General features: G+C 71.9%; 25 protein-coding genes and 1 pseudogene. 16 read left to right on the top strand and 10 right to left on the bottom strand.

Annotated elements, in window-relative coordinates:
- Positions 1 to 219: 219 nt before the first annotated feature.
- The gene (locus ACIRU3_RS26935) at positions 220 to 3,405 is read left to right on the top strand and encodes a BTAD domain-containing putative transcriptional regulator (RefSeq protein ID WP_404061029.1); all 3,186 of its coding nucleotides are present in this window, start codon (positions 220 to 222) and stop codon (positions 3,403 to 3,405) included.
- A 7-nt stretch (positions 3,406 to 3,412) separates the two neighbouring features.
- Here ACIRU3_RS26935 and ACIRU3_RS26940 read toward each other — a convergent pair whose 3' ends face one another.
- Both ACIRU3_RS26940 and ACIRU3_RS26945 read right to left on the bottom strand, forming a co-directional pair.
- On the bottom strand, positions 3,413 to 5,098 hold the full coding sequence (locus tag ACIRU3_RS26940; RefSeq protein WP_404061031.1) for a bifunctional 3'-5' exonuclease/DNA polymerase: 1,686 nt from the start codon (positions 5,096 to 5,098) through the stop codon (positions 3,413 to 3,415).
- Positions 5,099 to 5,373: 275 nt separating this feature from the next.
- Positions 5,374 to 6,144, bottom strand: a complete 771-nt coding sequence (locus ACIRU3_RS26945) for a Clp protease N-terminal domain-containing protein (protein WP_404061034.1) — start codon at positions 6,142 to 6,144, stop codon at positions 5,374 to 5,376.
- 235 nt (positions 6,145 to 6,379) lie between these two features.
- Here ACIRU3_RS26945 and ACIRU3_RS26950 point away from each other — a divergent pair, with 235 nt between their 5' ends.
- Positions 6,380 to 7,486 carry a DUF2786 domain-containing protein gene (locus tag ACIRU3_RS26950; RefSeq protein ID WP_404061036.1) on the top strand — a complete coding sequence of 369 codons (1,107 nt, stop codon included), beginning with the start codon at positions 6,380 to 6,382 and terminating at the stop codon, positions 7,484 to 7,486.
- Between the two features lie 42 nt (positions 7,487 to 7,528).
- Here ACIRU3_RS26950 and ACIRU3_RS26955 read toward each other — a convergent pair whose 3' ends face one another.
- Both ACIRU3_RS26955 and ACIRU3_RS26960 read right to left on the bottom strand, forming a co-directional pair.
- Positions 7,529 to 8,044 (bottom strand): DUF4232 domain-containing protein, encoded by a 516-nt coding sequence (locus ACIRU3_RS26955; protein WP_404061039.1) that lies wholly within the window; start codon positions 8,042 to 8,044, stop codon positions 7,529 to 7,531.
- Between the two features lie 83 nt (positions 8,045 to 8,127).
- A complete protein-coding gene (locus tag ACIRU3_RS26960) occupies positions 8,128 to 8,610 on the bottom strand; it encodes a hypothetical protein (RefSeq protein WP_404061042.1) in 483 nt (160 codons plus the stop codon).
- Between the two features lie 123 nt (positions 8,611 to 8,733).
- Between ACIRU3_RS26960 and ACIRU3_RS26965 the strand changes: the two are divergent.
- From ACIRU3_RS26965 to ACIRU3_RS26985, 5 genes and pseudogenes are all read left to right on the top strand, one after another.
- Positions 8,734 to 8,850 (top strand): annotated as a pseudogene (locus ACIRU3_RS26965) (30S ribosomal protein S18); the annotation flags it as partial.
- Positions 8,851 to 8,914: 64 nt separating this feature from the next.
- A complete protein-coding gene (locus ACIRU3_RS26970; RefSeq protein ID WP_404061044.1) occupies positions 8,915 to 9,286 on the top strand; it encodes a VOC family protein in 372 nt (123 codons plus the stop codon).
- A gap of 11 nt (positions 9,287 to 9,297) precedes the next feature.
- Positions 9,298 to 9,651 (top strand): ArsR/SmtB family transcription factor, encoded by a 354-nt coding sequence (locus tag ACIRU3_RS26975; RefSeq protein WP_404061047.1) that lies wholly within the window; start codon positions 9,298 to 9,300, stop codon positions 9,649 to 9,651.
- On the top strand, positions 9,648 to 10,118 hold the full coding sequence (locus ACIRU3_RS26980; protein ID WP_404061050.1) for an SRPBCC domain-containing protein: 471 nt from the start codon (positions 9,648 to 9,650) through the stop codon (positions 10,116 to 10,118). The genes ACIRU3_RS26975 and ACIRU3_RS26980 overlap by 4 nt, the downstream gene beginning before the upstream one ends.
- 145 nt (positions 10,119 to 10,263) lie before the next feature.
- On the top strand, positions 10,264 to 10,533 hold the full coding sequence (locus tag ACIRU3_RS26985) for a DUF397 domain-containing protein (protein ID WP_014674096.1): 270 nt from the start codon (positions 10,264 to 10,266) through the stop codon (positions 10,531 to 10,533).
- A gap of 127 nt (positions 10,534 to 10,660) precedes the next feature.
- Here ACIRU3_RS26985 and ACIRU3_RS26990 read toward each other — a convergent pair whose 3' ends face one another.
- Positions 10,661 to 11,206 carry an ATP-binding protein gene (locus tag ACIRU3_RS26990; protein ID WP_404061053.1) on the bottom strand — a complete coding sequence of 182 codons (546 nt, stop codon included), beginning with the start codon at positions 11,204 to 11,206 and terminating at the stop codon, positions 10,661 to 10,663.
- A 334-nt stretch (positions 11,207 to 11,540) separates the two neighbouring features.
- Here ACIRU3_RS26990 and ACIRU3_RS26995 point away from each other — a divergent pair, with 334 nt between their 5' ends.
- The 6 genes from ACIRU3_RS26995 (at position 11,541) to ACIRU3_RS27020 (ending at position 17,023) form a co-directional block, all read left to right on the top strand.
- Positions 11,541 to 12,365 carry a helix-turn-helix domain-containing protein gene (locus tag ACIRU3_RS26995; RefSeq protein ID WP_404061276.1) on the top strand — a complete coding sequence of 275 codons (825 nt, stop codon included), beginning with the start codon at positions 11,541 to 11,543 and terminating at the stop codon, positions 12,363 to 12,365.
- 92 nt (positions 12,366 to 12,457) lie between these two features.
- Positions 12,458 to 13,918, top strand: coding sequence for an aldehyde dehydrogenase family protein (locus ACIRU3_RS27000; protein ID WP_404061056.1), 1,461 nt, complete (start codon positions 12,458 to 12,460; stop codon positions 13,916 to 13,918).
- A 109-nt stretch (positions 13,919 to 14,027) separates the two neighbouring features.
- Positions 14,028 to 14,567: a DinB family protein gene (locus ACIRU3_RS27005; protein WP_404061059.1), complete on the top strand. Its 540-nt coding sequence runs from the start codon at positions 14,028 to 14,030 to the stop codon at positions 14,565 to 14,567.
- Positions 14,568 to 14,591: 24 nt separating this feature from the next.
- Entirely contained in the window at positions 14,592 to 15,233 is a 642-nt protein-coding gene (locus ACIRU3_RS27010) for a PadR family transcriptional regulator (protein ID WP_404061063.1), read from the top strand.
- Between the two features lie 72 nt (positions 15,234 to 15,305).
- Positions 15,306 to 16,256 (top strand): ATP-binding cassette domain-containing protein, encoded by a 951-nt coding sequence (locus ACIRU3_RS27015; RefSeq protein WP_404061066.1) that lies wholly within the window; start codon positions 15,306 to 15,308, stop codon positions 16,254 to 16,256.
- Positions 16,256 to 17,023: an ABC transporter permease gene (locus ACIRU3_RS27020; RefSeq protein WP_404061069.1), complete on the top strand. Its 768-nt coding sequence runs from the start codon at positions 16,256 to 16,258 to the stop codon at positions 17,021 to 17,023. The genes ACIRU3_RS27015 and ACIRU3_RS27020 overlap by 1 nt, the downstream gene beginning before the upstream one ends.
- A 22-nt stretch (positions 17,024 to 17,045) precedes the next feature.
- Here ACIRU3_RS27020 and ACIRU3_RS27025 read toward each other — a convergent pair whose 3' ends face one another.
- Both ACIRU3_RS27025 and ACIRU3_RS27030 read right to left on the bottom strand, forming a co-directional pair.
- Complete coding sequence (locus ACIRU3_RS27025; protein ID WP_404061072.1) at positions 17,046 to 18,452, bottom strand: glutamate decarboxylase; 1,407 nt, start codon at positions 18,450 to 18,452, stop codon at positions 17,046 to 17,048.
- Between the two features lie 28 nt (positions 18,453 to 18,480).
- Positions 18,481 to 19,767 carry an ion channel protein gene (locus tag ACIRU3_RS27030; RefSeq protein WP_404061074.1) on the bottom strand — a complete coding sequence of 429 codons (1,287 nt, stop codon included), beginning with the start codon at positions 19,765 to 19,767 and terminating at the stop codon, positions 18,481 to 18,483.
- A 133-nt stretch (positions 19,768 to 19,900) separates the two neighbouring features.
- On the opposite strand from ACIRU3_RS27030, the gene ACIRU3_RS27035 reads away from it, so the two are divergent.
- Positions 19,901 to 20,662, top strand: coding sequence for a MerR family transcriptional regulator (locus tag ACIRU3_RS27035; protein ID WP_404061077.1), 762 nt, complete (start codon positions 19,901 to 19,903; stop codon positions 20,660 to 20,662).
- Positions 20,663 to 20,679: 17 nt separating this feature from the next.
- On the opposite strand, the gene ACIRU3_RS27040 is transcribed toward ACIRU3_RS27035, so the two are convergent.
- Entirely contained in the window at positions 20,680 to 21,045 is a 366-nt protein-coding gene (locus ACIRU3_RS27040; protein ID WP_404061080.1) for a YbjQ family protein, read from the bottom strand.
- 149 nt (positions 21,046 to 21,194) lie between these two features.
- Here ACIRU3_RS27040 and ACIRU3_RS27045 point away from each other — a divergent pair, with 149 nt between their 5' ends.
- The gene (locus tag ACIRU3_RS27045; protein WP_404061083.1) at positions 21,195 to 22,160 is read left to right on the top strand and encodes a DedA family protein; all 966 of its coding nucleotides are present in this window, start codon (positions 21,195 to 21,197) and stop codon (positions 22,158 to 22,160) included.
- A gap of 5 nt (positions 22,161 to 22,165) precedes the next feature.
- Here ACIRU3_RS27045 and ACIRU3_RS27050 read toward each other — a convergent pair whose 3' ends face one another.
- Positions 22,166 to 23,824 carry a threonine/serine exporter ThrE family protein gene (locus tag ACIRU3_RS27050; protein WP_404061087.1) on the bottom strand — a complete coding sequence of 553 codons (1,659 nt, stop codon included), beginning with the start codon at positions 23,822 to 23,824 and terminating at the stop codon, positions 22,166 to 22,168.
- Between the two features lie 115 nt (positions 23,825 to 23,939).
- Positions 23,940 to 24,431, bottom strand: coding sequence for an inorganic diphosphatase (locus ACIRU3_RS27055; protein WP_404061279.1), 492 nt, complete (start codon positions 24,429 to 24,431; stop codon positions 23,940 to 23,942).
- A gap of 79 nt (positions 24,432 to 24,510) precedes the next feature.
- On the opposite strand from ACIRU3_RS27055, the gene dacB reads away from it, so the two are divergent.
- Entirely contained in the window at positions 24,511 to 26,115 is a 1,605-nt protein-coding gene (gene dacB / locus ACIRU3_RS27060; RefSeq protein ID WP_404061091.1) for a D-alanyl-D-alanine carboxypeptidase/D-alanyl-D-alanine-endopeptidase, read from the top strand.
- Positions 26,116 to 26,177: the final 62 nt, after the last annotated feature.

Below are 26,177 nucleotides of genomic sequence, written 5' to 3' on the forward strand. Positions count from 1 at the left end.
GTGGCCAACGGTTCGCCCGCAGGTCGCGGACCGGTTGGCCGGAAGATGCCGGGTGGCAGCGCCAGTAGGCAGGAACCCTAACGGATTCCGGCCCCGGCCGGCAGGTGGAAGGTGGCGGGAAACCGCTGTGGGCAGGGCGGATTTCCGCCAGGGAACGATGGGTGTGCACCCATCGTGCGGCGTGGTCGGACGGATCGCGCGGGAAGGCAGTGGAGCGGGATGCGGCGGTGCGAGCTGCGGTTCGGACTGCTGGGACCACCTGTCCTGTACGACCGACAGCCGTACGGGATTTCGTACGACCCCCATGACGTCCCCGGCGCCCTCGACAGCACGGCCGACCATTCCGACAACCTCGTCCGCGCCATCGGCAGCCCCAAGGTCCGTGCCCTGCTCGCCGCGCTGCTGCTGGAGGCCGGCCGGGTGGTGTCCGTCGAGTCGCTGAAAGACGCCCTGTGGGGCGGGGCGCCCCCCGTCTCCGCGCAGGCCTCCCTGCACAACCACGTCACCCGGCTGCGTCGGCTCCTGGACGACCCCGAGCGCCTCAGGGCCGTGGCGCCCGGCTATCTGCTGCGCGTGGACGACGGCGAGCTGGACGTGCACGTGTTCGACGCCCGGGTCGCCGAGGCGCGCGCCGCGCACGCCCGGCGGGACTGGGCGGGTGTCGTGCGCCCCTGTGCGGCCGCGCTCGCGCTCTGGCGCGGCACACCGCTCAGCGGCCTCCCCGCCGATCTCGGCGGCTACGCCCTCGTGCAGCGCCTGGAGGAGGCGCGGCTGCTCCTGCTGGAGTGGCGGTACGACGCCGAACTGGCCCTCGGCGGATCGCGGTTGGCCGAGCTCGTCCCGGAGGTGGCGGCCCTGGTCGCCGAGCATCCGCTGCGCGAGGCGTACCACCGCCAGTTGATGCTGGCCCTGCATCGCACCGGCCGTCAGGCCGAGGCCCTGGCCGTCCACCGCGACCTGCGTGCCCGCCTGATCGAGGAACTCGGCATCGAACCGGGCGCGGGGGTCCGCGAGGCCCACGTGGAGGTCCTGCGGGGCCCGTCGGCACCGGGCGCCGGGGGCATCACCGCCCGGGTTCCCGCACAGCGCACCCACGCACCCGCAGCCGCCGACGGCGAGCACACCCCGCAGGGGCACCCCACACCCGGCGACGAAGGCGGTACGGGCGATGCGGGTGGGAACCGGAATCCGGCCGAGGGCCGGGTACCCGCCCATGCCCAAGCCCCCGCATCCGCGACCGCAGCCGCACCTGTACCGGCCCAACTTCCCGCACCGCCGGCGCACTTCACCGGAAGAGCGGCCGAGAGCGAGGCGCTCCAGGACACCCTCGCCGGCCGGCGGAGCCACCTCGCCGTGATCAGCGGCATGGCCGGCGTGGGCAAGAGCGCGCTGGCCCTGCATGTCGCCCATGGGCTGCGGGAACGTTTCCCCGATGGCCAGCTGTACGTCAACCTGCACGGTGCGACGCCCGGCATGCCGCCGCTCACCGCGGCCCAGGCGCTCGTCGCGCTGCTACGGGACCTCGGCGCCGAGCCCCGGAACATCCCGGAACACCCGGACGCCGCGGCCGCGTTGCTCCGCTCGCTGCTCGCCCCGGCCCGCATCCTGCTGGTGCTGGACGACGCGGCGAGCGCGGCCCAGGTGCGGCCGCTGCTGCCGGCCGGGCCCGGCTGCGCCGTGATCGTCACCAGCCGGTCGCCGCTGACGGCCCTGGACGGCGCCCGGCGCTTCCCGCTCGGCCCGCTGACCGGTGAGGACAGCGCGGCACTGCTGCGCGCGGTGAGCGGCCGCGAGGGGCTCGACGCCGGTCATCCCCTGGTCGAGCTGACCGGCAGACTTCCGCTCGCGCTGCGCGTCGTCGCCGCCCGGCTGGCCGCCCGCCGGGCCCTCACCCCCGACGTGCTGGCCGGTCAACTGGCCGCCACGGAAGGCCGCTTGCACCACCTGGAGTACGACGACCTGAGCGTCCGCCGCTCTCTCGCCGTCGCCCACGACGCGCTCGCCGCCGCCGAGCGCGAGGCCGACCGGGACGCGGCCCTGGCCCTGCGTCACATCGGCGCGCTCGACCTGCCCACCTACGGCGCCCCGCTGGTCGCCCGCCTCACCGGCACCGACCCGCGCCGCGCCGAGGCCGCCCTGGACCGGCTCGTCGACGTGGCCCTGCTGGAGGAGACGGCGTACGGCCGCTACGCCCCGCACGCCCTGGTCCGTGACTTCGCCCGCGAACTGGCCGGCCGGAGCACCGATTCGGGCACCGGCGCCGATCCGGACCTCATCGCCCTGCGCTGGTACGGCGCCGTCGCCGAGCGTGCCCTCGTCGCCGTCGTGGAGCCCGGTCTCGACCAGGACGACCGCCGGACGCCCACCTCCGCCCAGCCGCCGGAGCACGCGACGGACGTGGCCGCCCTGGGCTCCTTCGAGTCCACCGAGATGGCGTTCGCCTGGGGCGATGTGGAACTGGAGAACATCGTCGCGCTGGTGGAGCGCAACGCCGGCACCGGCGACGAGCGCCGGGCCGCCCATCTCTCCGTGCTCGTCCGGCTGTTCTTCCCCTATGTGCAGCGCAGCGGACGGGTCGCCGAGATGGAGGTGCTGGGGCGGGCGGCGCTCGGCGTGGCGCGGCGGCTCGGGGACGCGGCCGCGGAGGCGTACGCCCTGGGCGACCTCGCGGGCCTGCACTTCATGACCGGCCGGCAGAACGACGCCCTGGCCCTCACCGACCAGGCCCTCGCGATCTGGCGGCGGCTCGGCGCGCCCTCCTGGATCCGGCGCTGCCTGAACAACCGCGGGCTGCTGCTGGAGGGGCTCGGCCGGTTCGCGGAGTCCGGGGAGGCGCTGCGGCAGAGCCTCGCGTACTCCCGGCAGCTGGACGACCCCTACGGCGCGGCCGTCACCCGCAGCCACCTCGGCAACCTCTACGAGCACACCGATCCGCGGGCCGCCATCGAGCAGCACCGGCGCTCGCTGGCGATCGGGGACGCGATCGGCGCGGTCATCGTGCAGCACTCGGCGCACTGCAACATCGGCTACGCCCATCTCGCGCTCGGCGAACCGGCCGCTGCCGCCGGGCACTTCGAGGAGAGCCTGCGCATCCTCGGCGGCCATGGCGACTGGCACGGCGAGTCGCAGACCCGGCTCGGTCTGGTCCGGGCGCTGCGGCGGCTGGGCGAGGCCGAGCGGGCCGCCGGTGAGTGCACCGAACTGCTGCGCCGGGCCGACGCCCGCGCCGACCGCTACATGGGAGGTCTCGCCCGCCACCAGCACGGGCTGCTGCTGCGCGAGCAGGGACTTCGGGCCGAGGCGTACGACGTCTGGCGCGCGGCCCTCGTGGCGCTGGACGGCACGGACGAGCAGACGGTGCTGGAGGAGCTGCGGGAGCTGCTGTCCGACGCCTCGGCCCGGTGACAGGTGTTCATTTGGCGTCGGCGTAGCACTCCACCACCGCCGTCGTGAACGGGAAGCGGACCGGGGTCTCGCCGAAGGTCAGCCGTCCGGCCAGGTCCGCGGCGTCCTGGATGGCCCGGACGACGGTGTCCGCCTCCTCGGCCGGGCAGTGCACGATCACCTCGTCGTGCTGGAAGAACACCAGCTCGGCCGCCAGGCCCGCGCAGGCCCTGCGCAGCGCGGCGAGCAGCAGCAGGGCCCAGTCGGCGGCGCTGCCCTGCACGACGAAATTGCGGGCGAAGCGGCCCCGCGCGCGGGAGTCGGTGGAGGCATAGCCCGGCACCCAGGCCTGGCCTTCGGAGTCGTCGTCGCCGATGGGGATGCCCGCCTCCTCCTCCGCGTCCTCGCCCGGCCGGGCGGCGGGCGGGCAGGTCCGGCCCAGCCAGGTGCGCACCAGCCGGCCCTCCTCGCCGGCCCGTGCGGCCTCGTCGACGTAGGCCACCGCCTTCGGGAAGCGGCGGCGCAGGGCGGCGAGGTTCTTCAGGCCGTCGCCGGAGGTCTGGCCGTAGACCGCGCCGAGTACGGCGAGCTTGGCCTGGTTCCGGTCGCCGGAGAAGGCGCGGTCGGAGACGGACTGGTACAGGTCGCTCTCGCGGCCGGCCACCTCCATCAGGCCCGGATCACGGGAGATCGCGGCCAGCACGCGCGGCTCCATCTGGTCGGCGTCGGCCACGACCAGCCGCCAGCCGGGGTCGGCGACCGCCGCCCGCCGGATCACCTTGGGGATCTGCAGCGCGCCCCCGCCGTTGGTCACCCAGCGCCCGGTGACCGTGCCGCCGGCGAGGAACTCGGGCCGGAAGCGGCCGTCACGGACCCAGTCCTGCAGCCAGGACCAGCCGTGCGCGACCCAGATCCGGTACAGCTTCTTGTACTCCAGCAGCGGCTCGACCGCGGGGTGGTCGACGGATCCGATCTCCCAGCGGCGGGTGGACTTCACCTTGATGCCGGCCTGGGCGAAGGCCTTGATCACGTCGGCGGGCAGGTCGGGCCGGACCCGGCGGCCGAAGGCCGTGGAGACCTCGTCGGCCAGCTCGGCGAGGCGGCGCGGCTCGCCGCCACCCGCATACCGCTCCCCGAGCAGATCGTGCAGCAGCTCGCGATGGACGCCGGCGCTCCAGGGCAGACCGGCGGCGTTCATCTCGGCGGCCACCAGCATCCCCGCCGACTCTGCGGCGGTCAGCAGCCGCATCCGGTCGGGGTGGGCGGTCTTCTCGTGCCGCCGCTGCTGGTCGGCGTAGACCACGAGGAGGTCCGCCAGCGGCAGGCGGTTGCCCGTCGGTTCGAACAAGGGGGACTGGGCGCCCGGTTCGGCCGGGCGCTGCGGCGGGTCGGACGGCACGGGGCCGCCGCGGAGGCGGGCCAGGGCGGCGGCGGCCGAACGCGGCTCGCCGTACCGGCCCTCGTGGCCCAGCAGGAGTGTTTCGGCGTCCTCGATGTCGTAGCACCGCTCCACTCGCACCCCCGTGGCGAGCAGACGCGGATAGACCTCGGTGGTCGACCGCCACACCCAGCGCGTCACCTCCGGGCGGCTCCGCACCGCCTCGGCGAGATCGCTCTCCCGCCGCACCGGACCGGCGGGCAGCCCGTCCGGGCCGAGGGGGGCGACGTCCACGCCACCGTCCTCGGCCGGCGCGAGAGCCCACCGGTCGGTCATGACTGCGAGTGTGGCAGGGGGCTCTGACAATGACCCTGATCTGCGGATTCTTATCCGAAGGCAGGCGCTTGCGGAGCAGTGCCCGTGCAGGTCTGCCCTCGGCGGCCCGGCGCGGCACGCGGCGGGGGCCGGACGGGCGCCGCGGGCCAGCGCCGACGTCTCGACCCGGCGCGCACGTGCGCGCCCCCGCCGCGTGCCGCTCCGGCGGCGCCGCGACCGCGCTGCTCGGCTGTCGGCGGGTCGTGCGGTGGCAGAGGTCTGCCCCGGGGCCGGTCTCAGCCCGCCGAGCCGTCGCCGGCGGCCTCCGCCGCCTCCGCCGCCGCCGTCTTCTGCTCCAGCAGCGTCGCCAGCACCTTGGCGACGTACTCCTCGGTCGCCGCCTTGGTGATGCCGAGCCCGCTGAGCACGCCCTCGCCGTTCTCGTGCTCCAGCAGGGCCAGCAGGAGGTGCTCGGTGCCGATGTAGTTGTGGCCGAGCCGGAGGGCCTCGCGGAAGGTGAGTTCCAGGACCTTCTTGGCTTCCGGGCCGTAGGGGATGAGGTCGGGGACGTCCTCCGCGGCCGGCGGTAGCGCGGCGGTCGCTGCCTGCCGCACGGAGTCCAGCAGGACGCCCTGCCGGGTGAGCGCCTTCGCGGCCAGGCCCTCCGGCTCGGCCAGCAGCCCGAGGACCAGGTGCTCGGGGCGGCCCTCCGGGTTGCGGGCCGCGACCGCCTCGTTGTGGGCGGCCATGACCACGTTCCGCGCGCGGGGGGTGTAGCGGCTGAAGCCCTGGCTGAGGTCGAGGTCGGCGGACTCCTTGGTCACGAAACGCTTCTGTGCCGCCTGCCGGGTCACGCCCATGCTCCTGCCGATGTCGGTCCAGGACGCGCCCGAGCGGCGGGCCTGGTCGACGAAGTGGCCGATCAGGTGGTCGGCCACGTCTCCGAGGTGATCGGCGGCGATCACCGCGTCCTGGAGCTGGTCGAGGGGTTCGGGGTGCACCTTCTTGATCGCCGCGATGAGGTCGTCGAGGCGGACGGATGCCGTGATGTTCGGGTTGGTCGCCATGCGTCAACCGTAGGTTGTCACTCATGGACTGTCAACCGATGGTTGACAGTCCATGTCGCCCTCCCGCGGCGGCTGCTCGGGTGCGGCACCGGCGTCCACCCCGACGTCCCCGCCCGGCCGGTGCAGGAGCCTTCGACCGCTCCCGGGCGGGCGGCCGTCCGCCCGCGCCCGAGACTGTCCACAGGGTGTGGACGACGCCGGCCCGCTGTCGGCGCCGCATGGCACGATCGACAGCGTGACCAGCACAGCCAGCACCGTCGAGACGGCCTTCCGGGCCGCCCTGTACGACGACACCGACGCCGGACTCGACACCGGCGCCTCCCTGCTTGCCGCCGACCCCGCCGCGGACGCCGAACTCGCACGTCGGGGCGAGGAGTTCGTCGCGACGGCCTGGCAGCGCGGCTGGCAGCCCGCCGACGTCGTACGGCTCGTACGGCGTGAGCTGGAGGACGGCCAGGTACGCCTGGCCGCGGGGCTGATCCGGGCCCAGACCGGGCGGGATCGCCCGCGCGGGCACCGCTGGGCCGCCCAGCTGGAGGCCCTGCCGGAGGACCCCGCGCGCGCCGGCGACCGTTTCTCGCACGCCACCGCCGTCCTCCAGCTGTACCGCCTGCTGCTCCGCCTGCCCGCCCTGGAGCCCCTCGAAGAACCCCGCCGCGAGCACGGGCCCGCCGCCGCCCGCATGCTCGGCCGGATCCGTGCCCTGCTCGCCAAGGCCGAGGCGACCGGGTATCCGGAGGAGGCGGAGGCGCTGAGCGCGAAGGCGCAGGAGCTGATGGCCCGGCACAGTGTCGACGAGGCGCTGCTCGCCGTCGGTGCCCCCGCGTCGGACGCGCCCGGCGCCTGCCGCATCGGCGTCGAGCCGCCGTACGAGCAGGCCAAGGCGGTGCTGCTGGACGCGGTGGCCACCGCCAACCACTGCCGCGCGGTGTGGAACGAACCGCTCGGCTTCTCCACGGTCGTCGGCTTCGAGGCGGACCTCGAGGCGGTCGAGCTGCTCTTCACCTCGCTGCTCGTGCAGGCCACGCACGCGATGGCCAGGGCGGAGGCGGCCCAGAGAGCAGGCGGCCGCAAGCGGACCAAGACCTTCCGGCAGTCGTTCCTCGCGGCCTACGCCCACCGCGTCGGTGACCGTCTCGCGGCCGCCGCCGAGACCCAGGTGACCCAGGACCTGCTGCCGGTCCTCGCCACCCGGGACATAGCCGTCACCGACCGCTTGGAGCGCCTGTTCCCCGAGACCACCACGACCCGGCTGCGTGGCGTGAGCGACGCGGCGGGTTGGACGGAGGGCGCGCGAGCGGCGGACGAGGCCCAGGTCAGGGCCCGGCCCAGACTGCCGTGAGGGCCGGCCGCCGCCGTCCGGGTCAACCCGCTGCCGCGAAGTTCAGTCCCCGACCTGCTGGAAGGCGCTGACGGAGGCGTCCGGAGCGGTCGAGGAGCCCTTGGCGGCGATGGGGCCGTACGACCACGGGAAGCTCCGGCTCGCGGAGGAGCCGGGCAGAGTGATCTTCACGGTCTTCGCCCCCAGGCTGCTCTTGTCGTCCGCCTTGCCACGCACATAGGTGATGCTGAAGGACGCCGAGTCGCCCTTGGCGAGCTTCAGCTTCTGGGCCTTGGCCCCCTGCTGCACGGGCACATCCACCTCGGCGTTGCCGGTGTTCAGCAGGGCGCTCGGGAAGCGGTCCAGGGTGCAGGGCGCGCTCTGGTTGGTGATGCTGATGGGCACCTCGCCCGTGTCACCGGCGGCCGGGGCCACGCTCGCAGAGCCGATCTGCACCGACACCCCGCCGATCTCGCAGGCGGAACTGCTCTTGCCGTTGTTCCCGCCGCCGCTGTCATTGCAGGCGGTCAGCAGCAGAGCGGCGGCGAGGGCGGTGACGGTGAGCGGAATGGCGCGCATGAGCAGGTCCCTATCAAGGTGGAGGCGGTCTCCCTGCATCATGGCGCCTGCGGCCGGGGCCCGATCACGTGCCCCGGCCGAATTCACTGCTTCAGGGGTGCCGTCGGCAGCCCCGATGGCAGCTTCCCGCCCTCGGCCCTGGTGTAGGTCTCCTGGCCGAGCTTGCCCGACCAGGTCACCTTCATGGCGCCCTTGTCCACCGTCTCGACCATGCCGGTGACCCGGTCCTTGCTGCCGTCGGTACAGCTCAGATGGATCATCTGCATGCCCGACTCGGTGCCCGCGGCGCCGCTGCACACGGTCCCGCCGGTCGCGAAGAGCCCGGCCTGCTTTCCGGTGATCACCAGGGCCACGATCGAGCCCTTGCTGGTGGTGATCCAGCTGCCCTGGAGCTTGTCGGAGGCGCCCGTCACCGCGCCGCCGGAACTCGTGGACGTCGGGGTCGCGCCCGAACTGGGCGAGGAGTCGTCCTCGGAACCGCCTCCGCTGCACGCGGTCAGCGCGAGCGCGCCCACCAGTCCCGCGGCCGCGGCCGCGGTCCGCACCCTTGCAGTCGCCGTAGTCACGTCAACCTCCCAAGCTGTAGCGGGCCGGCCGCCCCGGGACCGTCGGCCCGTCGCGGACGACATCCCCCGGACCGGAGGGACCGCAGCAAGTTACCAGCCGTTACCAGGAGGACTTCCGGACGCCGGGCAGGAATCCGCAGCCGCCGGGTCGTCCGGGTGGCCGCCCAGCAGCAGCGGCAGCCGGCACGGGCCGTCAGGAACGCGCGGGAGATGGCGCTGCTGGCGTACTCCAGCAGGTGAGTGGCCATGGGTAGGTAATCCCCTACGATTGACGCGTAGGGAATTGCCTACCTATTCTTGGGGCATGACCATCACGCATGCCTCATTCGTCACGCTTCCCGTCTCCGACCAGGACCGCGCCCTGCGCTTCTACCGGGACGTCCTCGGCTTCGAGGTCACCGCCGACCGCCAGATGCCGCCGGGGCGGTGGCTCCAGGTCGCGCCGCAGGGCGCGCAGACCGTGTTCACGCTCTCCGGGCCGGGGATGGGCGATTTCGAACCCGGATCGACCCGGGGGATCATGTTGCTGACGACCGATGTCGACGCCGACTGCGCACGGCTCGCCGAGGCGGGCACCGAGGTGCAGGGTCCGGACGAGTACCCCTGGGGCCGGATGGCCTCCTTCCAGGACCCCGACGGCAACGGTCTGATGCTGCTCACGGAGGCTCACCAGTAGGAAGGTCGGCAATGACCGCAGCCGGAACCCGGGAGGCCGCCGAGGACCGCGTCTTCGCCGCGCTCGCCAACGCCACCCGCCGCGAGGTGCTCCGGCTGCTGCGCGAGCGCGGGCCGCAGCCCGTGCAGGCCCTGGCCGACCACTTCGACATGCGCCGCCCGAGCCTCTCGGAACACCTCAAGGTGCTCCGGGAGGCCGGTCTCGTCTCGGAGCAGCGCTCCGGCCGCCAGCGCATCTACCGCCTGGAGGCGGCCCCGCTCGCCGATGTGCAGGACTGGCTCCATCCGTACGAGCGGTTCTGGCGGGACCGGTTGAAGGGCCTCGGCGATCTGCTCGACCGCATGCCCCACGATGACCATCCATGAGCACCGCACCCGACGACGCCGACGACCTCACCACGATCCGCGTCGACCAGTTCTTCCCGCACCCGCCCGCCAAGGTCTGGCGGGCCCTGACCGAGCCCGATCTGCTGGCCCGCTGGCAGATGCCCGGCGCCGAGGACTTCCGGCTCGAGGTCGGCCACCAGTACCGGATGACCTCGGTCCCACGTCCCAATTCCCGCTTCTCCGGCGTCGTAGAGGTGCAGGTGCTGGCCTACGACACCGAGCGGATGCTGTCCCTCCGGTGGACGGATGCCGATCCCGCCAATCCCGCGGACTGGACCATCACGTGGACCCTGGAACAGGAAGGGCGCGGTACGCGTCTCTTCCTAGTGCACGAGGGATTCGATCCGGACGACCCGGCGCAGATGATGGCGCGGAAGATCATGGACGGGGGCTGGAGGGGGCATGTGCTGCCACCTCTGGGGCAGACGCTGGAAGAGCTTCGGTAAAGCGGACGTCAAAGCTGTAATCGAGGGAACACCCCCCGTGCACGTGCATCTGCTCACGCATCTGCACATGAACAGAGCTATGATCCGGGTCAGTTGACTACAGCATCTATGGCCACACCAGCCAGTGCACCACCGGGGAGCGACTGTGGACCGCGACGTTGACGGCGTGTACGGGGGGTACGACGTGTACAACGGCATGGCTGCCACGCAGCTGGACGGAGTGGCCTGGCAGAAGAGCAGGCACAGCAACTCGCAGGGATCGTGTGTGGAGTTCGCGCGGCTGCCGGGCGGCGAGGTGGCCGTGCGCAACTCGCGTTTCCCGGACGGGCCCGCGCTCGTCTACACCCGCGCGGAGATCGAGGCCATGCTCCTCGGTGTCAAGGACGGCGAGTTCGACCACCTGATCGCCGGCTGATCTCATCGGCCCTGAAACGAGTCAGTGGTACGGCGGTTGGGTGACGGGCGGGTGAAAGTACGGGGGTACGCGCGTAGATATGGGTGTACGCGCGTAGAAACGCGGCGTCGGTAGGTGCCGGACCGCGTCAGCCGGCGGTCCGGAGCCGGAACAGCGCCCAGACCACCTTGCCGTCCAGGGTGCCCGCGAGCGGGTGCCAGCCCCAGCTGTCGGAGAAGGAATCGACCAGGAAAAGACCCCGGCCCGACTCGGCGGAGAAGTCGTCCGAATCGCGCGGTGCGGGCGTCGCGTGGCTGGGGTCGCGCACGGCGCATACCAGCCGACCGGTCCAGCGCATCAGGTGCAGGCGTACCGAGGACGTGTGCTCGGAGGAGTTCGCGTCGGCCGAGTCGGACGGTGCGGTGCGCAGTGCCTCGCCGGAAGGGTGGTGGGGGAGAGGCAGGCCGTGCCGCAGGGCGTTGGTGACGAGTTCGGAGACGACGAGACATATGTCGTCGAAGCGGTCGCCCACGTCCCACTGGTCCAGGGTGCCCCGGGTGAACCGCCGGGCCTCGCGCACCGCTTCGTAACGGGCCGGCAGGGCGCAGGAGGCGGCATCGGACACGGCCGAGGGATCCAACGGCGGAAGGCCCTGCCGTAACGGCTTGAGCATGGTCGATCCATTCGTCCCCATGCGAGGCACTCCCGGGAATTCGCGGTCGTTGCGATGCAGCGGTGGCGCGGGACCATGGTTTCGGATGCGAAGGGCAGATGCAAGGGCAGATGCACGTGCACGCGACCGAATTGAACCTGCCCGTACCGCTTCTTGGCCATTTTTTCCGCCAACTTGGATCGCTTCTTTGTCAGAGGTCCGGACCTCTGAGTGCGGAAAACGGCTGACCTCTTTCCGTTTCTGTAACCGGACGAGTACTGCTCGAAGTGTTTTAGTGGCAGACTTCGGCCCCTGAAGACGGTTGGGGAGGCTGGCGAACGTGAGCGCGGGAGAGCCCGGATCGGTGGTGCGGCGCATGCTGCTCGGCTCGCAACTCAGGCGACTGCGTGAAGCACGGGGGATCACGCGGGAGGCGGCCGGGTACTCGATCCGCGCCTCGGAGTCGAAGATCAGCCGGATGGAGCTGGGCCGGGTGAGCTTCAAGACCAGAGACGTGGAAGACCTGCTGACGCTGTACGGCATCACCGACGAGGCGGAGCGCGAGTCCCTCCTCTCCCTCGCCCGGGAGGCCAACGTCGCGGGCTGGTGGCACAGTTACACCGACGTGCTGCCCAGCTGGTTCCCCACCTATGTGGGCCTGGAGGGCGCCGCCTCGCTGATCCGGGTGTACGAGGTGCAGTTCGTGCACGGCCTGCTGCAGACCGAGGAGTACGCGCGCGCGGTGGTCAGGCGCGGCATGAAGGGTGCGAGCGCGGCCGACGTGGAGCGACGCGTCGCCCTGCGCCTGGAGCGGCAGAAGCACCTGCTCGACAGCAATGCGCCCGAGTTCCACATCGTCCTGGACGAGGCCGCCCTGCGCCGTCCCTACGGCGACCGCGACGTGATGCGCGGCCAGCTCCAGCATCTGATCGACATCTCCGGGCTCCCCAACGTACGGCTGCAGATCATGCCGTTCGGCTTCGGCGGGCACTCCGGCGAGAGCGGCGCCTTCACGATCCTCAGCTTCCCCGAGTCGGACCTGTCCGACGTGGTGTACGTGGAGCAGCTGACCAGCGCCCTCTATCTGGACAAGCGCGAGGACGTCGGCCAGTACGAGCAGGCCCTGAAGGAACTGCAGCAGGACAGCCCCGGCCCGGACGAGAGCCGGGATCTGCTGCGGGGCCTCGTCCAGTTGTCTTGAGAGGTCTCCTTCAACTCGGTTGAAACGCAAGTACGATGACGGGTGATCAGACCGTGACCAGGATCTGGCATCGCTAGTGATTGAGGGATCACATGTCGTCCTACTTCAGCGACCTGGCCCAGCAATACATCGACGGTGAATGGCGCCCGGGCACCGGTTCCTGGGACGTCATCGACTTCAACCCCTACGACGACGAGAAGCTGGCCTCGATCACGGTGGCCACGGTCGACGAGGTCGACCAGGCCTATCAGGCCGCGGCCCGTGCCCAGAAGCAGTGGGCCGCGACCAATCCGTACACCCGCCGGGCGGTCTTCGAGCGGGCGCTCAGACTGATAGAGGACCGCGAGCAGGAGATTGCCGAGCTGATCATCGCGGAGCTGGGCGGCACGCGGGTGAAGGCGGGCTTCGAGCTGCACCTCGCCAAGGAGTTCCTGCGCGAGTCGGTCCACCTGGCGCTGCGCCCCGAGGGGAAGATCCTGCCCTCCCCGGCCGACGGCAAGGAGAACCGGGTCTACCGGGTCCCGGTGGGCGTGGTGGGCGTGATCAGCCCGTTCAACTTCCCGTTCCTGCTGTCGATCAAGTCGGTGGCCCCGGCGCTCGCCCTCGGCAACGCCGTGGTGCTCAAGCCGCACCAGAACACCCCGATCGCCGGCGGCACCCTGGTCGCGAAGATCTTCGAGGAAGCGGGGCTGCCGGGCGGCCTGCTCAACGTGGTCGTCACCGACATAGCCGAGATCGGCGACGCCTTCATCGAGCACCCGGTCCCGAAGGTGATCTCGTTCACCGGTTCCGACAAGGTCGGCCGGCACGTCGCCACCGTCTGCGCCTCGCACTTCAAGCGCTCGGTGCTCGAACTGGGCGGCAACAGCGCGCTGGTGGTCCTGGACGATGCCGACATCGACTACGCGGTGGACGCGGCGGTCTTCAGCCGGTACGTCCACCAGGGCCAGGTCTGCATGGCCGCGAACCGCGTGCTGGTGGACCGCTCGGTCGCCGACGAGTTCACCGAGAAGTTCGTCGCCAAGGTCAGGACGCTCAAGGTGGGCGACCCGCGCGACCCGCAGACCGTCATCGGCCCGGTGATCAACTCCGCGCAGGCGGGCGCCATTTCGGGCACGGTCGAGCAGGCCCTCGCCGAGGGTGCGACGGCCCTGGTGCACGGCACGACCACCGGCAACCTGGTCGAGCCCACGGTGCTCACCGACGTCCCGGCCGACTCCGCCCTGCTCCAGCAGGAGGTCTTCGGGCCGGTCGTCTTCCTCGTCCCCTTCGACGGCGAGGAGGAGGCGGTCCGGATGGTCAACGACACCCCGTACGGCCTCAGCGGCGCCGTGCACACGGGTGACATCGAGCGCGGTGTGGCGTTCGCCAAGCAGATCGAAACCGGCATGTTCCATGTGAACGACGGCACCGTGCACGACGAGCCGCTGGTGCCGTTCGGCGGCGAGAAGCACTCCGGCCTCGGCCGCCTGAACGGCGAGACCACCCTGGAGGCTTTCACGACGATCAAGTGGATCTCGGTGCAGCACGGCCGCAGCGGGTTCCCGTTCTAGGTTCCTTCGAGTGGCGGGCCCTTGCGGACAGAAGCTGACCGCAAGGGCCCGTAGCTTTGTCGGTGTCAGGGGGGAGGCCCCCGGGAGACCCGATGAAAGGCGGTCGGTCATGGTCACTCACGTGTCGGCGGAGATGCAGGGCGACGAGCGCGGGGCGCTGCTGGCGTTCGTGGAGGAGCAGCGCGGCGGGATCCGCAGGGCGCTGCTCGGGCTGACGGAGGAGCAGGCCCGCTCCCGCCCCAGCGCCAGTGAGCTGTCCCTGGGCGGCCTGCTCAAGCATGTCGCCGAGGTCGAGCAGAGCTGGCTGGCCCGGGCCCGGCAGGAGCCGCCGGCGGTCCACCGCGACGAGACGAACTGGCACGAGACCTTCCAGCTGGTCGGCGACGAGACGGTCGCCTCGAAGGTCGCGTACTGGGAGCAGGTCGCCGCCGAGACGGAGAAGTACATCCGCTCCGCGCCCAGCCTGGACGACACCTTCCCGCTGCCGCCCGACCCCTGGTTCCCGCCGGAGGGCCGTGTCTCCCTGCGCTGGCTCTGTCTGCACCTGATCCGCGAGATGGCCCGGCACGCCGGCCACGCCGACATCATCAGGGAGTCCCTGGACGGCAGGACGGCCTTCGAGCTGGTGGCCCTGGAGCAGGCCGGCTAGCCGCGCGGCAATAACCTGGACCGCATGTCAGCGATCCGTCTTCTCGTGCTGGGCGCGGTCCGTCAGCACGGGCGGGCCCACGGCTACCAGGTGCGCAACGACCTGGAGTACTGGGGCGCGCACGAGTGGTCCAACGCCAAGCCGGGCTCCATCTACCACGCGCTGAAGCAGATGGGGAAACAGGGACTGCTGCACGCGCACGAGATCGCGCCGTCCACCGCCGGAGGGCCGCCGCGCGTCGAGTACGAGCTCACGGACCGGGGCGAGGAGGAGTACTTCGCCCTGCTGCGCGACGCGCTGGTCACCTACGACCAGCGGGGTGACGTGAAGACGGCGGCCATCGGCTTCATGGTCGACCTGCCCCGGGCCGAGACGGTGGCGCTGCTGAAGGAGCGGACCCGGAGGATCGAGGAGTGGCGGTCCTCGGTCACCGAGCACTACGTGCCCGAGGAGGGGCCCGGGCAGCTCGGCCACATCGGCGAGATCATGAACATGTGGGTCCACACGGCCGACTCCGAGGCCGCGTGGACCCGCGGCCTCGTCGAGCGCGTCGAGAGCGGTGCCTACACGTTCGACGGCGAGGGCGAACCGTTCGTCGGCGTCCTCGCCGAGGGTGAGGAGAACCCGTACGCGACGGGGGAGCGGCATCCGGAGGACCACCGCTAATCAAGTTTGACCAATGCCCTCCGGGACGTTACTTTCAAGCGGGTAGTCAAAATTGACTAGCGAGGGAGTGGCATGGCCTGCACGGCGATCACCGTCGAGGACGCACGCAAGACCTACGGCGCCGAACACGCTCTGAACGGGCTCGCTCTCCGGGTGGCCCGCGGCACCGTGCACGCGGTGCTCGGTCCCAACGGGGCGGGCAAGACCACCCTGGTCCGGATCCTGGCCACCCTGCTCAGGCCGGACGGCGGCCGCATCGAGGTCGCAGGGCACGACGTGCTCACCGAGGCCCGCGCGGTCCGCCGGCGCATCGGCCTGCTGGGCCAGTACGCGGCCCTGGACGAGCAACTGGACGGCCGGCAGAACCTGGAGATGTTCGCCCGTCTGCACCACCTCGGCGCCCGCCACGCGCGCGTGCGCGCCGCAGAGCTTCTGGAGCGCTTCGACCTCACCGACACCGGCCGCACCCCGGTCGCCCGCTACAGCGGCGGCATGCGCCGCCGGCTCGACCTCGCCGCCTCCCTGATCACCGAACCCGAGGTGCTGTTCCTGGACGAGCCCACCACCGGCCTCGACCCGCGCGGCCGCGCCGAGGTCTGGGCGGCCGTCCGCTCCCTGGTCGGCGGCGGCACGACGGTCCTGCTCACCACCCAGTACCTGGAGGAGGCCGACCAGCTCGCCGACCGCATCGCCTTCGTGGACCACGGCCGGGTGGTCGCCGACGGCACCCCCGACGAGCTGAAGACCCTCACCGGCGGGGACCGCATCGACGTCGTCCTGCGCGACGCGGGCCGACTGGGCGCGGCCGCCGCCCTGCTGCCCGTCGACGGCGTCTCGGTGGACACCGACCGCCGGCTGCTCAGCGCCCCGGTCACCGACCGCATGGGCGCGCTGTCCGAGGTCGTGCGCGCGCTGGAGGCCGCCGGCATCGAGGCGGCGGACGTGGCCCTGCGCCGGCCCACGCTGGACGAGGTGTTCCTGCACCTCACCGGCGACGAGAACCGAGTGAAGGAGGCCGCCTGATGCAGGTGTCCCCGTACGTCCTCACCGACTCCTGGACCATGACCCGGCGCGAACTCGCCCACTGGGCACGGCAGCCCGGGCAGGTGCTGGTCGCCCTGGTCTTCCCGGTGATGCTGCTGCTGATGTTCGGCTACCTGGTCGGCGGCGGCCGGGGCGTCGCCGGCGACTACGTCGACTACCTGGTGCCCGGCATGCTCGCGCTCACCATGGCCTTCGGCCTTGAGGGCACGATGCTCAACGTCACCCAGGACCTCGACAAGGGCGTCGTCGACCGTTTCCGCTCCCTGCCCATGGCCAACGGGGCGGTCCTGGTGGGCCGTTCGGCCGCCGACATGCTCCAGTCGGCGGTGGGGCTCGGGCTGATGACGGCAGTGGCGTATGCGCTGGGCTGGCGGGCACACGGCGGCCCCGGCGCCTTCCTGGGCGCCGTCGGCCTGCTGCTCCTGCTCCGTTTCGCGATGCTGTGGGTCGGCATCCACCTCGCCCTGATCGCCGGCCGGCCCGAGCTGGTCCAGGCCGTGCAGATCCTCATCTGGCCGGTCGGCTTCCTCTCCAACGCCTTCGCCACGCCGGACGCCATGCCCGGCTGGCTGGGCACGGCCGTCCAGTGGAACCCGCTCTCCCAGACGGCCACGGCCGTACGGGACCTGCTCGGCAGCCAGGGCGGTGAGCCGGGCCACGTGTGGGCGGCCGTGGCCTGGCCGCTGGGCCTCCTCGCGCTGTTCTTCCCCCTGGCGGTACGGAAGTTCGCGGGGCTGGGGCGCTAGTGCCGCGGCACCGGGTCTCGTCCTAGTGGTGGAAGCCGGTGGCCGCCTCCTTGTCCCGGGTCAGCGGATGCGGCTGCCGGCGCAGCTCCGGCAGCAGGCGGCTCAGATCGTCGATGAAGAGGTCGGCGAGGTCGTGGGAGAAGCCGTTGCGGCACACGACCCGCACCACGGACAGGTCCTCGCGGTTCGGCGGGAAGGTGTACGCGGGCACCAGCCAGCCGCCCTCGCGCAGCCGCCGGGAGACGTCGAAGACGTCGTACGACGTCACGTCGGGGGCGGTGGTGAAGGCGAAGACCGGCAGCTCGTCGCCCCTGGTCAGCAAACGGAAGTCGCCGAGCGCCTCGATCTTCCCGGCGAGCGCGGTCGCCACGTCCCGCGTCGACTGCTGCACCGCGCGGTAGCCGTCCCGGCCCAGCCGCAGGAACGAGTAGTACTGCGCCACCACCTGGGCGCCGGGCCGGGAGAAGTTGAGCGCGAAGGTCGGCATGTCGCCGCCCAGGTAGTTGACCCGGAAGACCAGCTCCTCGGGCAGCGCCTCCGGGTCCCGCCACAGCGCCCAGCCGACGCCCGGGTAGACCAGGCCGTACTTGTGCCCCGAGGTGTTGATCGAGGCCACGCGCGGCAGCCGGAAGTCCCACACCAGGTCCTGGTCCAGGAAAGGAGCCACCATGGCGCCGGACGCGCCGTCCACGTGCACCGGGACGTCGAGACCGGTGCGCTCCTGGAGGGCGTCCAGGGCCGCGCACAGGTCCGCGACCGGCTCGTAGGATCCGTCGAACGTGGAGCCGAGGATGCCGACGACCCCGATGGTGTTCTCGTCGCACAGCTCGGCCGCCGCCTGTGCGTCCAGGTGGTACCGGTCGCCCTCCATCGGGACCAGCCGGGCCTCCACCTCCCAGAAGTTGCAGAACTTCTCCCAGCAGACCTGGACGTTGACGCCCATGACCAGGTTCGGGCGGGCTCCCGGATAGCGGTCGGCGTTGCGCGTGGCCCAGCGCCGCTTCAGTGCCATCCCGGCGAGCATGCACGCCTCGCTGGACCCCGTGGTCGAACAGCCCACGGCGGCCGCCGGGTCCGGCGCGTTCCACAGGTCGGCGAGCATCGCCACGCAGCGCCGCTCCAGCTCGGCCGTGCGCGGGTACTCGTCCTTGTCGATCATGTTCTTGTCCCGGCACTCAGCCATCAGCACCCCGGCCTGCGGCTCCATCCAGGTGGTGACGAAGGTCGCCAGGTTCAGCCGGGCATTGCCGTCCAGCATCAGCTCGTCGTGCACCAGCTGGTACGCCGTCGACGGGGGCAGCGGGCTGTCCGGGAGCCGGTGCGTGGGCGGCGCCTCGGTCATCCCGCCGACCGGATTCGCCTCCCCGAAGAAGGGGTTGACCGACATGGGCCGTTCTTCGTGCTTCTCGGGACCGTTGTGCAGGGCCATGGACGTGCCTCCAGACGGGGGGAGTGGGTCATCGGATCGGAGCGCCGTCCGGCCGCAGCTGCATCTGCGGGCGCCCCGTCACCAGCAGCCAGGCCGGCAGCGAGGCGATGCACAGCAGCGCGAGGACGACCGGGGAGGCCACCAGGACGGCCGCGGTGAACAGGCTCACCCAGCCTTGCCGCGTGATGGCCAGGAGCATGCCCAGCACGCCCGCCGCCACGCCCACGGCGGGCGGGACGGCGGGCACCAGGGCGTGGGCGCACAGGCCGAGGGCGGTACCCACGAACACGGCGGGGAAGATCCGGCCGCCGCGGAAGCCGCAGGACGCGGCGACCGTCAGGGCGGCCAGCTTCACCACCGTCATCGTGGCGAACTGCCCGGCCGACCAGCCCTCGGGGTCGTGCGCCAGCTCCGCGACCTGGTCCAGCCCCTTGAAGAGGGTCAGGGGGCCGCCCAGGGCCCCCAGCGCACCCAGGACGGCCCCGCCCACCGGAAGCATGAGCAGCGGGTGCCGCAGCCGCTGGAAGGCGCCGTGGACGTACGGGAAGGCGCGGACCGCGCACATGCCGAGCACCGCGCCGACCGACGCGATGACGATCGCCGCCAGCACGTCGCCCCCGCCCGGCCGGCCGACCGGCGGCAGCTGGAGGTCGAAGGTCGCGTGGTGGACCAGGTCGGTCGTCAGGGCGCCCGCCGCGGCGGCGGCCAGCGGGGCGAAGAGGTTGTCCCACAGCTGCCCCTTGATCCGCTGCCCGGCCAGCGCCTCCGAGATGACCAGGGCCGCGCCGACCGGGGTGCCGAACAGCGCGCCGAGCGTCGCCGCCTCCGCGAGCGCCACCCACAGGGGGCCCGCCAGCCTGGGCGCGAACCGGCGGCCCAGCCACACCGCCAGCCCGACGTTGACGGCGATGATCGGGTTCTCGGGGCCGAGGCTCGGGCCGCCCGCGAGCATCAGGGCCGCCGCCAGCAGCAGGCCGGGCAGCACGACGGGCGGCAGCGGGGGCGCGTTCAGCCCCGTGGTGGCCGGGTCGGGCCCCGCGTGCCCCGGCACCTTCCACACCACCAGACCGACGGCGATACCCGTCGCGATGAGCATGACGAAGATCCACAGCACGGAGTAGCGGCCGATTCCCAGGGCGTCGGGCAGGTTCTGCCACAGCACGCCCTGGAGCTGCTCGGCCCCGACGCTGACCCCGACGAAGAGGAGGCTGGACACCACGCCCACGGCGAGAGCGGGCAGGATCAACGGCAACAGGGCGCGCGCAGGGGCCGCGGGAGCGGTGGTGGGCGCCTGCTGCGCGGAGTCCTGGGCCACTGGCTCACCATAAGCGGATGAAACAGGTGAAACATCCGGAACGGGGCAGGCGGGGCACCGCCCCGGAACGGGCTTGCACCTCACGTGGCGTGAGGCCTCAGCGTGGAGGGCGTACCGACGAAAGGAGCGGAAAGTGAGCTACTCCGTGGGACAGGTCGCGGGGTTCGCCGGGGTCACGGTGCGCACGCTGCACCACTACGACGAGATCGGCCTGCTCGTGCCCAGCGAGCGCACCCACGCCGGACACCGGCGCTACGGCGAGGCCGACCTCGACCGGCTTCAGCAGATCCTGTTCCACCGGGAGCTCGGCTTCCCGCTCGACGAGGTCGCGAGCCTGCTCGACGACCCGGACGCGGACCCGCGCGCGCACCTGCGCCGCCAGCACGAACTGCTGACCGCCCGGATCGAGACGCTGCAGAAGATGGCCGCGGCCGTGGAGCACGCCATGGAGGCACGCACGATGGGCATCAATCTCACGCCCGAGGAGCGGTTCGAGGTCTTCGGGGACAAGGACCCCGAGCAGTACGCGGAGGAGACCGAGCAGCGCTGGGGCGGCACCGAGGCCTACGCCGAGTCGCAGCGCCGCGCCGCCCGCTACACCAAGGAGGACTGGAAGCGCCTGCAGGCCGAGGCCGACGACTGGACCGAGCGGTACGTCGCCCTGATGGCCGCGGGCGGGCAGCCCACCGGCGAGGCGGCCATGGACCTGGCCGAGGAGCACCGCCGGCACATCGGCAAGTGGTTCTACGAGTGCCCGCACGCCATGCACCGCTGCCTGGGCGCGATGTACGTCGCCGACGAGCGCTTCAAGGCGTTCTACGACTCCTCGCGGCCCGGGCTCGCCGATCACCTGAGCGAGGCGATCGCCGCGAACGCCGACCGGCACACGGCCTGACCCCCGGCCCGGGAGGCCTACTCCCGGGCCAGGACCACCGCGGTGCCGTACGCGCACACCTCCGTGCCCACGTCCGCGGCCTCCGTCACATCGAACCGGAACGCCAGCACTCCGTTCGCCCCGCGCGCGCGTGCCTGCTCCACCAGCCGCTCCATGGCCTGGTTGCGGGTCTGCACGAGCGTCTTGGTGAGCCCCTTCAGCTCGCCGCCGATCATCGACTTCAGCCCGGCGCCGATCTGGCTGCCCAGGTGCCGCGAGCGCACGGTGAGGCCGAAGACCTCGCCGATCACCTGCTGCACCCGGTATCCGGGCACGTCGTTGGTCGTGACGACCAGCACGTCCGGCTGGGGCCCCTGGCCGCCGCCGTAGTCATCGAGTCCCATGGCTCACAGCTTTGCCCCGGTTGCCGCACAGTGCATCCTGGAGTCACCGGTGGAACCTGGAGCGGTCACGTCGCGTTGATAGCTTTGTGCGGCAGCCCATCGACGTTCAGCCGCCGCAGCCGCCCTCATCCCCTCAGGAGCCCGGACCCGTGATGACACTCGCCCTCGGCCCGAGCTGGCTGGATCCCAACCATCTGCTCCACACCTACAGCATCTGGGGCCTGCTGCTCATCGTCTTCGCCGAGTCCGGTCTGCTCATCGGTTTCTTCCTGCCGGGCGACTCGCTGCTGTTCACCTGCGGTCTGCTGATCACCTCGCACCAGCTGGACTTCCCGCTGTGGGGCGCGATCGCCCTGATCTGCGTCGCCGCGATCCTCGGCGACCAGGCGGGCTACATGTTCGGCAAGAAGGTCGGCCCGTCGCTCTTCAACCGCCCGGACTCCCGCCTCTTCAAGCAGGAGAACGTCACCAAGGCGCACGAGTTCTTCGAGAAGTACGGCCCGAAGTCCCTGGTCCTGGCCCGCTTCGTGCCCATCGTGCGCACCTTCACGCCGATCATCGCGGGCGTCAGCGGCATGAAGTACCGCTCGTTCCTGACCTTCAACGTCATCGGCGGTGTCCTGTGGGGCGCCGGCGTCACGCTGCTCGGCTCCTGGCTGGGCAACATCGACTTCGTCAAGAAGAACATCGAGGCGATCCTCATCCTGATCGTCCTCGTCTCGGTGATCCCGATCGCCATCGAGTTCCTCCGGGCGCGCGGCAAGAGCAAGAAGCCGCAGGCGGCGCAGCCCGAGCCGCAGGCCGCCCCCCAGCAGCCCCCGTACCAGCAGCAGCCGGCCATGGACGACGCCACGACCCGCCTGCGCCGCATCGAGCCGGAGGGCCCCTACCAGCAGCAGCACCCGCAGCAGCAGTACGCCCCCCAGCAGCAGCCGCAGCAGGACCAGCAGCAGTACTGGAACCAGGGCTACGACCAGCACCAGGGCTACGACCACCAGTACTACGACCAGCAGCAGCACCAGCACCCGCAGCAGCAGTACGACCCCCAGCAGCAGCCCTACGGCGAGCAGCAGCAGCCGTACGACTACAACCAGGGCAACTACCGCGCCCCGTAAGGGGATCAGAATCCCCTGGTCCGCTTGGCGGCCCGGCGCTTACCGGCGGAGCCGACCCGCAGGAACAGCCTGGAGATCTCCGAACCGAGGTTGACCCCGATGGCGATCGCCATCGCCAGGGAGGCCGCCTTCGCCAGGGACACGAGCCCCTTGTCCACCTCGTTCTGGGCCATCGACAACAGCCCGAAGTAGGTGGCGGAACCGGGCAGCAGCGGCCCGATCGCAGCCGTCGTGTACGGCAGCGCGGACGCGAACCGGTACCGCGACAGCAGCTGCCCGAACAGCCCCACCAGCCCCGCCGCCACGGCCGTGGAGGCGACGGGGGAGAGCCCGCCCGCGTAGTGCATCGCGCCGTACACCGACCACGCCACACCCCCGTTCAGGGTCACCGCCAGCACAGTGGATCGTTCCTGCTGCAGCAGCACGGCGAACGTCAGCGACAGCAGCATGGACGCCGCGATCTGGATCAACGGCCGCTCGGAGAGGATCAGCGCCGCGTCCGGATTCAGCTTGCCGCCGACCTTCACGCCGAAGTACAGGATCAGCAGCACGCCGATGACGATGCCGACGAAGAAGTACATGACCTCCAGCAGGCGCGCGGCGGCGGTGATGTAGAAGCCCGTCAGCCCGTCCTGCACGCCCGCCACCAGCGCCCGCCCGGGCAGCAGCGCGAACAGCCCACCGGTGATGACCGCGGACGCCTCCACGTCGACGTCGGCCAGCGCGAAGGCAACACCGATCGCGGCGGGCGGCATCGCGGCCACCGTGAACTGGTAGAACTCCGGCAGCCCGCGCCCCGCGCACAGCCACGCCAGCCGGTCGCCGAGCATCGCGCCCACCGCCGCCGCGACGAACACGATCAGATCACCCCCGACCAGTACCGAGGCCGCACCCGCGAGCAGCCCGCTCGCCAGGGTCAGGGCCCAGCCGGGGTAGGGGTGCCGGTTGCGGCGGATCTCCGCCAGGCGCCGATAGGCCTCCTCCAGGGAGACATGGGCCTCCGGGTCCGTCAGGTCGTCCACCAGCCGGAACACGGCCGCGAGCCGTGTGTAGTCGGTGACCCGGCGGCGTACCGTCCGCGACGCCGTGACCGGGTCGTCCACCAGGGACGGCTGGTGGGAGATCGACAGCAGCGTGAAGGTGACGGTCGGCTCGCAGCGGTCCAGGCCGTAGGACCGGCACACCGCGAACATCGCGGCCTCGACGTCCTCCGCGCCCTCACCACCCGCCAGCAGCAGCTCCCCGATACGCAGGGTCAGGTCGAGCACGCGCGGGACCGCCGGCCCGCCCTCCTCGGCCCGCTGCACGGGCTCGGGCGCCGGCCGCTCGGCCACCGGCATGCGCAGCATCGTGCGCATCCGGTCCTGCCAGGGCGCGTCCTTGATCAGGCTGACCGTCGGCATGCCGGTCGCCGGGGTGAACGCGGTCGGGGCGTCCTTGGCGCTGTAGGTGCGCGGCAGGCTGAACGCCGACCCGTCCGGCTCGGTACTCGGCGGATGCGCTGCCAGGCCCTGGGGCACGGCGAACTCGGACGTCGTCTCCGGCTCACCGACGCCCTTGGGGACCTCCAGGCCCTCGGGAATGGCGAACTCGGACGTGATCTCCGGGTCGTACGTGGTCCGCGCCTCGTCCGACCGAGGCTTCCTGTCCTCCGCCTCCGTCACCTCGCACCGCTCCCTGAACGACACCTTCCGTAAGCCTCAGTATGCGCATGGGCACGCAAAGGGCCGCGGCCACCCCAGGCAGGGTGCCGCGGCCCGTGGCAGGCAGACCGGACGGTCAGTGGCCGCCCTGGTCCTTGAAGCGCTTGTAGGACCGCTCGATCTCCAGCTCCGCGTCCGTGCGGCCCACCCAGTTGGCGCCCTCGACCGACTTGCCGGGCTCCAGGTCCTTGTACACCTCGAAGAAGTGCTGGATCTCCAGGCGGTCGAACTCCGACACGTGGTGGATGTCGCGCAGGTGCTCCACCCGCGGGTCGGTGGACGGAACGCACAGCAGCTTGTCGTCGCCGCCCGCCTCGTCCGTCATCCGGAACATGCCGATCGCGCGGCACCTGATGAGGCAGCCCGGGAAGGTCGGCTCGTCCAGGATGACCAGCGCGTCCAGCGGGTCGCCGTCCTCGCCGAGAGTGTTCTCGACGAAGCCGTAGTCGGCCGGGTAGGCGGTCGAGGTGAAGAGGCGACGGTCCAGCCGGATCCGACCGGTCTCGTGGTCCACCTCGTACTTGTTCCGCGAACCCTTCGGGATCTCGATCGTGACGTCGAACTCCACCGGTGGCTCCTCCATGATCAGCACATAGTTCTGGTGGTTAAGTGTCCCTCACGCAGGTGTGTGATCGCGAAAGGGGCTGGTGGTCGTGCCTGAACTGAGGCCTTGGCGAGGCGCGAGACCGCACGTGCTGCGGATCGCGAACGCCGTGCGACCGCGTCTGGCACGCGCCGCGACGGCCGCGAAACCGCGGATCGTGCGGCTGACGAAGGCCGTGCGGCCCGGGCCGGCACACCTCCCCCGGCCGCGCGCCGTCAGGACCTGGCACTACACCGCGGGCGCCGCCACCGCCGGGCTGGCGCTGGCCGCCGGTGTGGTGACCGTCGCCGGTCCCTGGGACGCCAACGGTCAGCGTACGGCCGAGCGGGACCGGGCCGCCGCCCTGGAGCGGCCAGGTGGCGCAGATCACGGCGACTCGGCCGCGGACGCGCGTGCGCCCCGGCCCGCACCGAGCGCCGCATCCGTCCTGGCGGGCCTGGGCGCCACCACGGGCACCGTCAGCACCAAGAAGTCCCCGCCCGCCCAGAAGTCCCTCGCCGACGTCCTGGAGCCCCTTCTGGGCGTCCCCGCGCTCAGCGGCAGCCACACGGCGGCCGTCGTCGACGTCGGCACGGGCAAGCAGCTCTACGGCACCGGCGCCGGCCAGGCCCTCACCCCGGCCTCCACCACCAAGATCGCCACCGCCGTCGCCGCCCTGTCCGCCCTCGGCCCCGACCACCGCTTCACCACTCGTGCCGCACTCGAACCCGACACCGGGGAACTGGTCCTGGTGGGCGGCGGCGACCCCACCCTCACCGCCCACCCGAAGGCCGCGGGAGGCTGGGCCAGCCTGCGCACGCTCGCCACCGACACCGCCGCCAAGCTCGAGAAGCGGGGCATCCGCCAGGTCACGCTCTCCTACGACACCACGCTCTACACCGGCCCCGAACTGCATCCCGTCGGTGTCAACGACAACCTCGCCCCGGTCAGCGCCCTGACCGTCGACGAGGGCCGCACCGACGACTCCGCCGGCGGCCCGGTGCCCCGCGTGAGCGACCCGGCGGCGGACGCGGCCGACAAGTTCGCCGGCTTCCTCCGGAAGGCCGGTATCACGACCACCTCCCCCGGCCCCTCCAAGGCGACCGGCCGCGGTGAGACCCTCGCCGGAGTCTCCTCGCCCCCGCTGTCCACCCTGGTCGAGCGGATGCTGACCAACAGCGACAACGACATCGCCGAAGCCCTGGCCCGCCACACCGCCCTGGCGAGCGGCGAGGCGGCGAGCTTCGACGGCGGCGCGAGGGCCGTCTCCGCCCGGCTGACCAAGCTCGGCCTGCCGATGGCCGGCGCCTCCTTCCACGACGGCAGCGGCCTCGACCGCGACGACCGGCTCACGGCGAACCTCCTCACCGCCCTGCTGGTCAAGGCCGCCGACCCGGCCCGCCCCGGCCTCCGCCCGGTCCTCACCGGCCTTCCCGTCGCAGGCTTCACCGGCACCCTGAGCAGCCGTTACACCGACGGTGCCGCAGGGGTCGTACGAGCGAAGACAGGCACCCTCACCGGTGTGAACGCCCTGGCGGGCACGGTCGTCGACAACGACGGCCACCTCCTGGCCTTCGCCTTCCTCGCCTCCGGCACGACGAACGCGCTGGAGGCACAGGCGGCCCTGGACAGGACGGCGACGGCGCTGGCGGGGTGCGGCTGCCGGTAGGCACCTGCCAACGCAGATGCCACCTCCGCCGCTTGCCGCCGCCCGGCCGCACCCGCCGTGCC

The sequence above is a fragment of the Streptomyces sp. NPDC101151 genome (assembly GCF_044768335.1).
In the GTDB taxonomy this organism is placed as follows: Bacteria; Actinomycetota; Actinomycetes; order Streptomycetales; family Streptomycetaceae; genus Streptomyces.

Excerpts from the sequence above, each read along its gene's own strand:
- ACIRU3_RS26935 (WP_404061029.1), top strand. The coding sequence starts at position 220 with ATGCGGCGGTGCGAGCTGCGGTTCGGACTGCTGGGACCACCTGTCCTG.
- ACIRU3_RS26940 (WP_404061031.1), bottom strand. The coding sequence starts at position 5,098 with ATGACCGACCGGTGGGCTCTCGCGCCGGCCGAGGACGGTGGCGTGGAC.
- ACIRU3_RS26945 (WP_404061034.1), bottom strand. The coding sequence starts at position 6,144 with ATGGCGACCAACCCGAACATCACGGCATCCGTCCGCCTCGACGACCTC.
- ACIRU3_RS26955 (WP_404061039.1), bottom strand. The coding sequence starts at position 8,044 with ATGCGCGCCATTCCGCTCACCGTCACCGCCCTCGCCGCCGCTCTGCTG.
- ACIRU3_RS26970 (WP_404061044.1), top strand. The coding sequence starts at position 8,915 with ATGACCATCACGCATGCCTCATTCGTCACGCTTCCCGTCTCCGACCAG.
- ACIRU3_RS26975 (WP_404061047.1), top strand. The coding sequence starts at position 9,298 with ATGACCGCAGCCGGAACCCGGGAGGCCGCCGAGGACCGCGTCTTCGCC.
- ACIRU3_RS26980 (WP_404061050.1), top strand. The coding sequence starts at position 9,648 with ATGAGCACCGCACCCGACGACGCCGACGACCTCACCACGATCCGCGTC.
- ACIRU3_RS26990 (WP_404061053.1), bottom strand. The coding sequence starts at position 11,206 with ATGGGGACGAATGGATCGACCATGCTCAAGCCGTTACGGCAGGGCCTT.
- ACIRU3_RS26995 (WP_404061276.1), top strand. The coding sequence starts at position 11,541 with ATGCTGCTCGGCTCGCAACTCAGGCGACTGCGTGAAGCACGGGGGATC.
- ACIRU3_RS27000 (WP_404061056.1), top strand. The coding sequence starts at position 12,458 with ATGTCGTCCTACTTCAGCGACCTGGCCCAGCAATACATCGACGGTGAA.
- ACIRU3_RS27005 (WP_404061059.1), top strand. The coding sequence starts at position 14,028 with ATGGTCACTCACGTGTCGGCGGAGATGCAGGGCGACGAGCGCGGGGCG.
- ACIRU3_RS27010 (WP_404061063.1), top strand. The coding sequence starts at position 14,592 with ATGTCAGCGATCCGTCTTCTCGTGCTGGGCGCGGTCCGTCAGCACGGG.
- ACIRU3_RS27015 (WP_404061066.1), top strand. The coding sequence starts at position 15,306 with ATGGCCTGCACGGCGATCACCGTCGAGGACGCACGCAAGACCTACGGC.
- ACIRU3_RS27020 (WP_404061069.1), top strand. The coding sequence starts at position 16,256 with ATGCAGGTGTCCCCGTACGTCCTCACCGACTCCTGGACCATGACCCGG.
- ACIRU3_RS27025 (WP_404061072.1), bottom strand. The coding sequence starts at position 18,452 with ATGGCCCTGCACAACGGTCCCGAGAAGCACGAAGAACGGCCCATGTCG.
- ACIRU3_RS27040 (WP_404061080.1), bottom strand. The coding sequence starts at position 21,045 with ATGGGACTCGATGACTACGGCGGCGGCCAGGGGCCCCAGCCGGACGTG.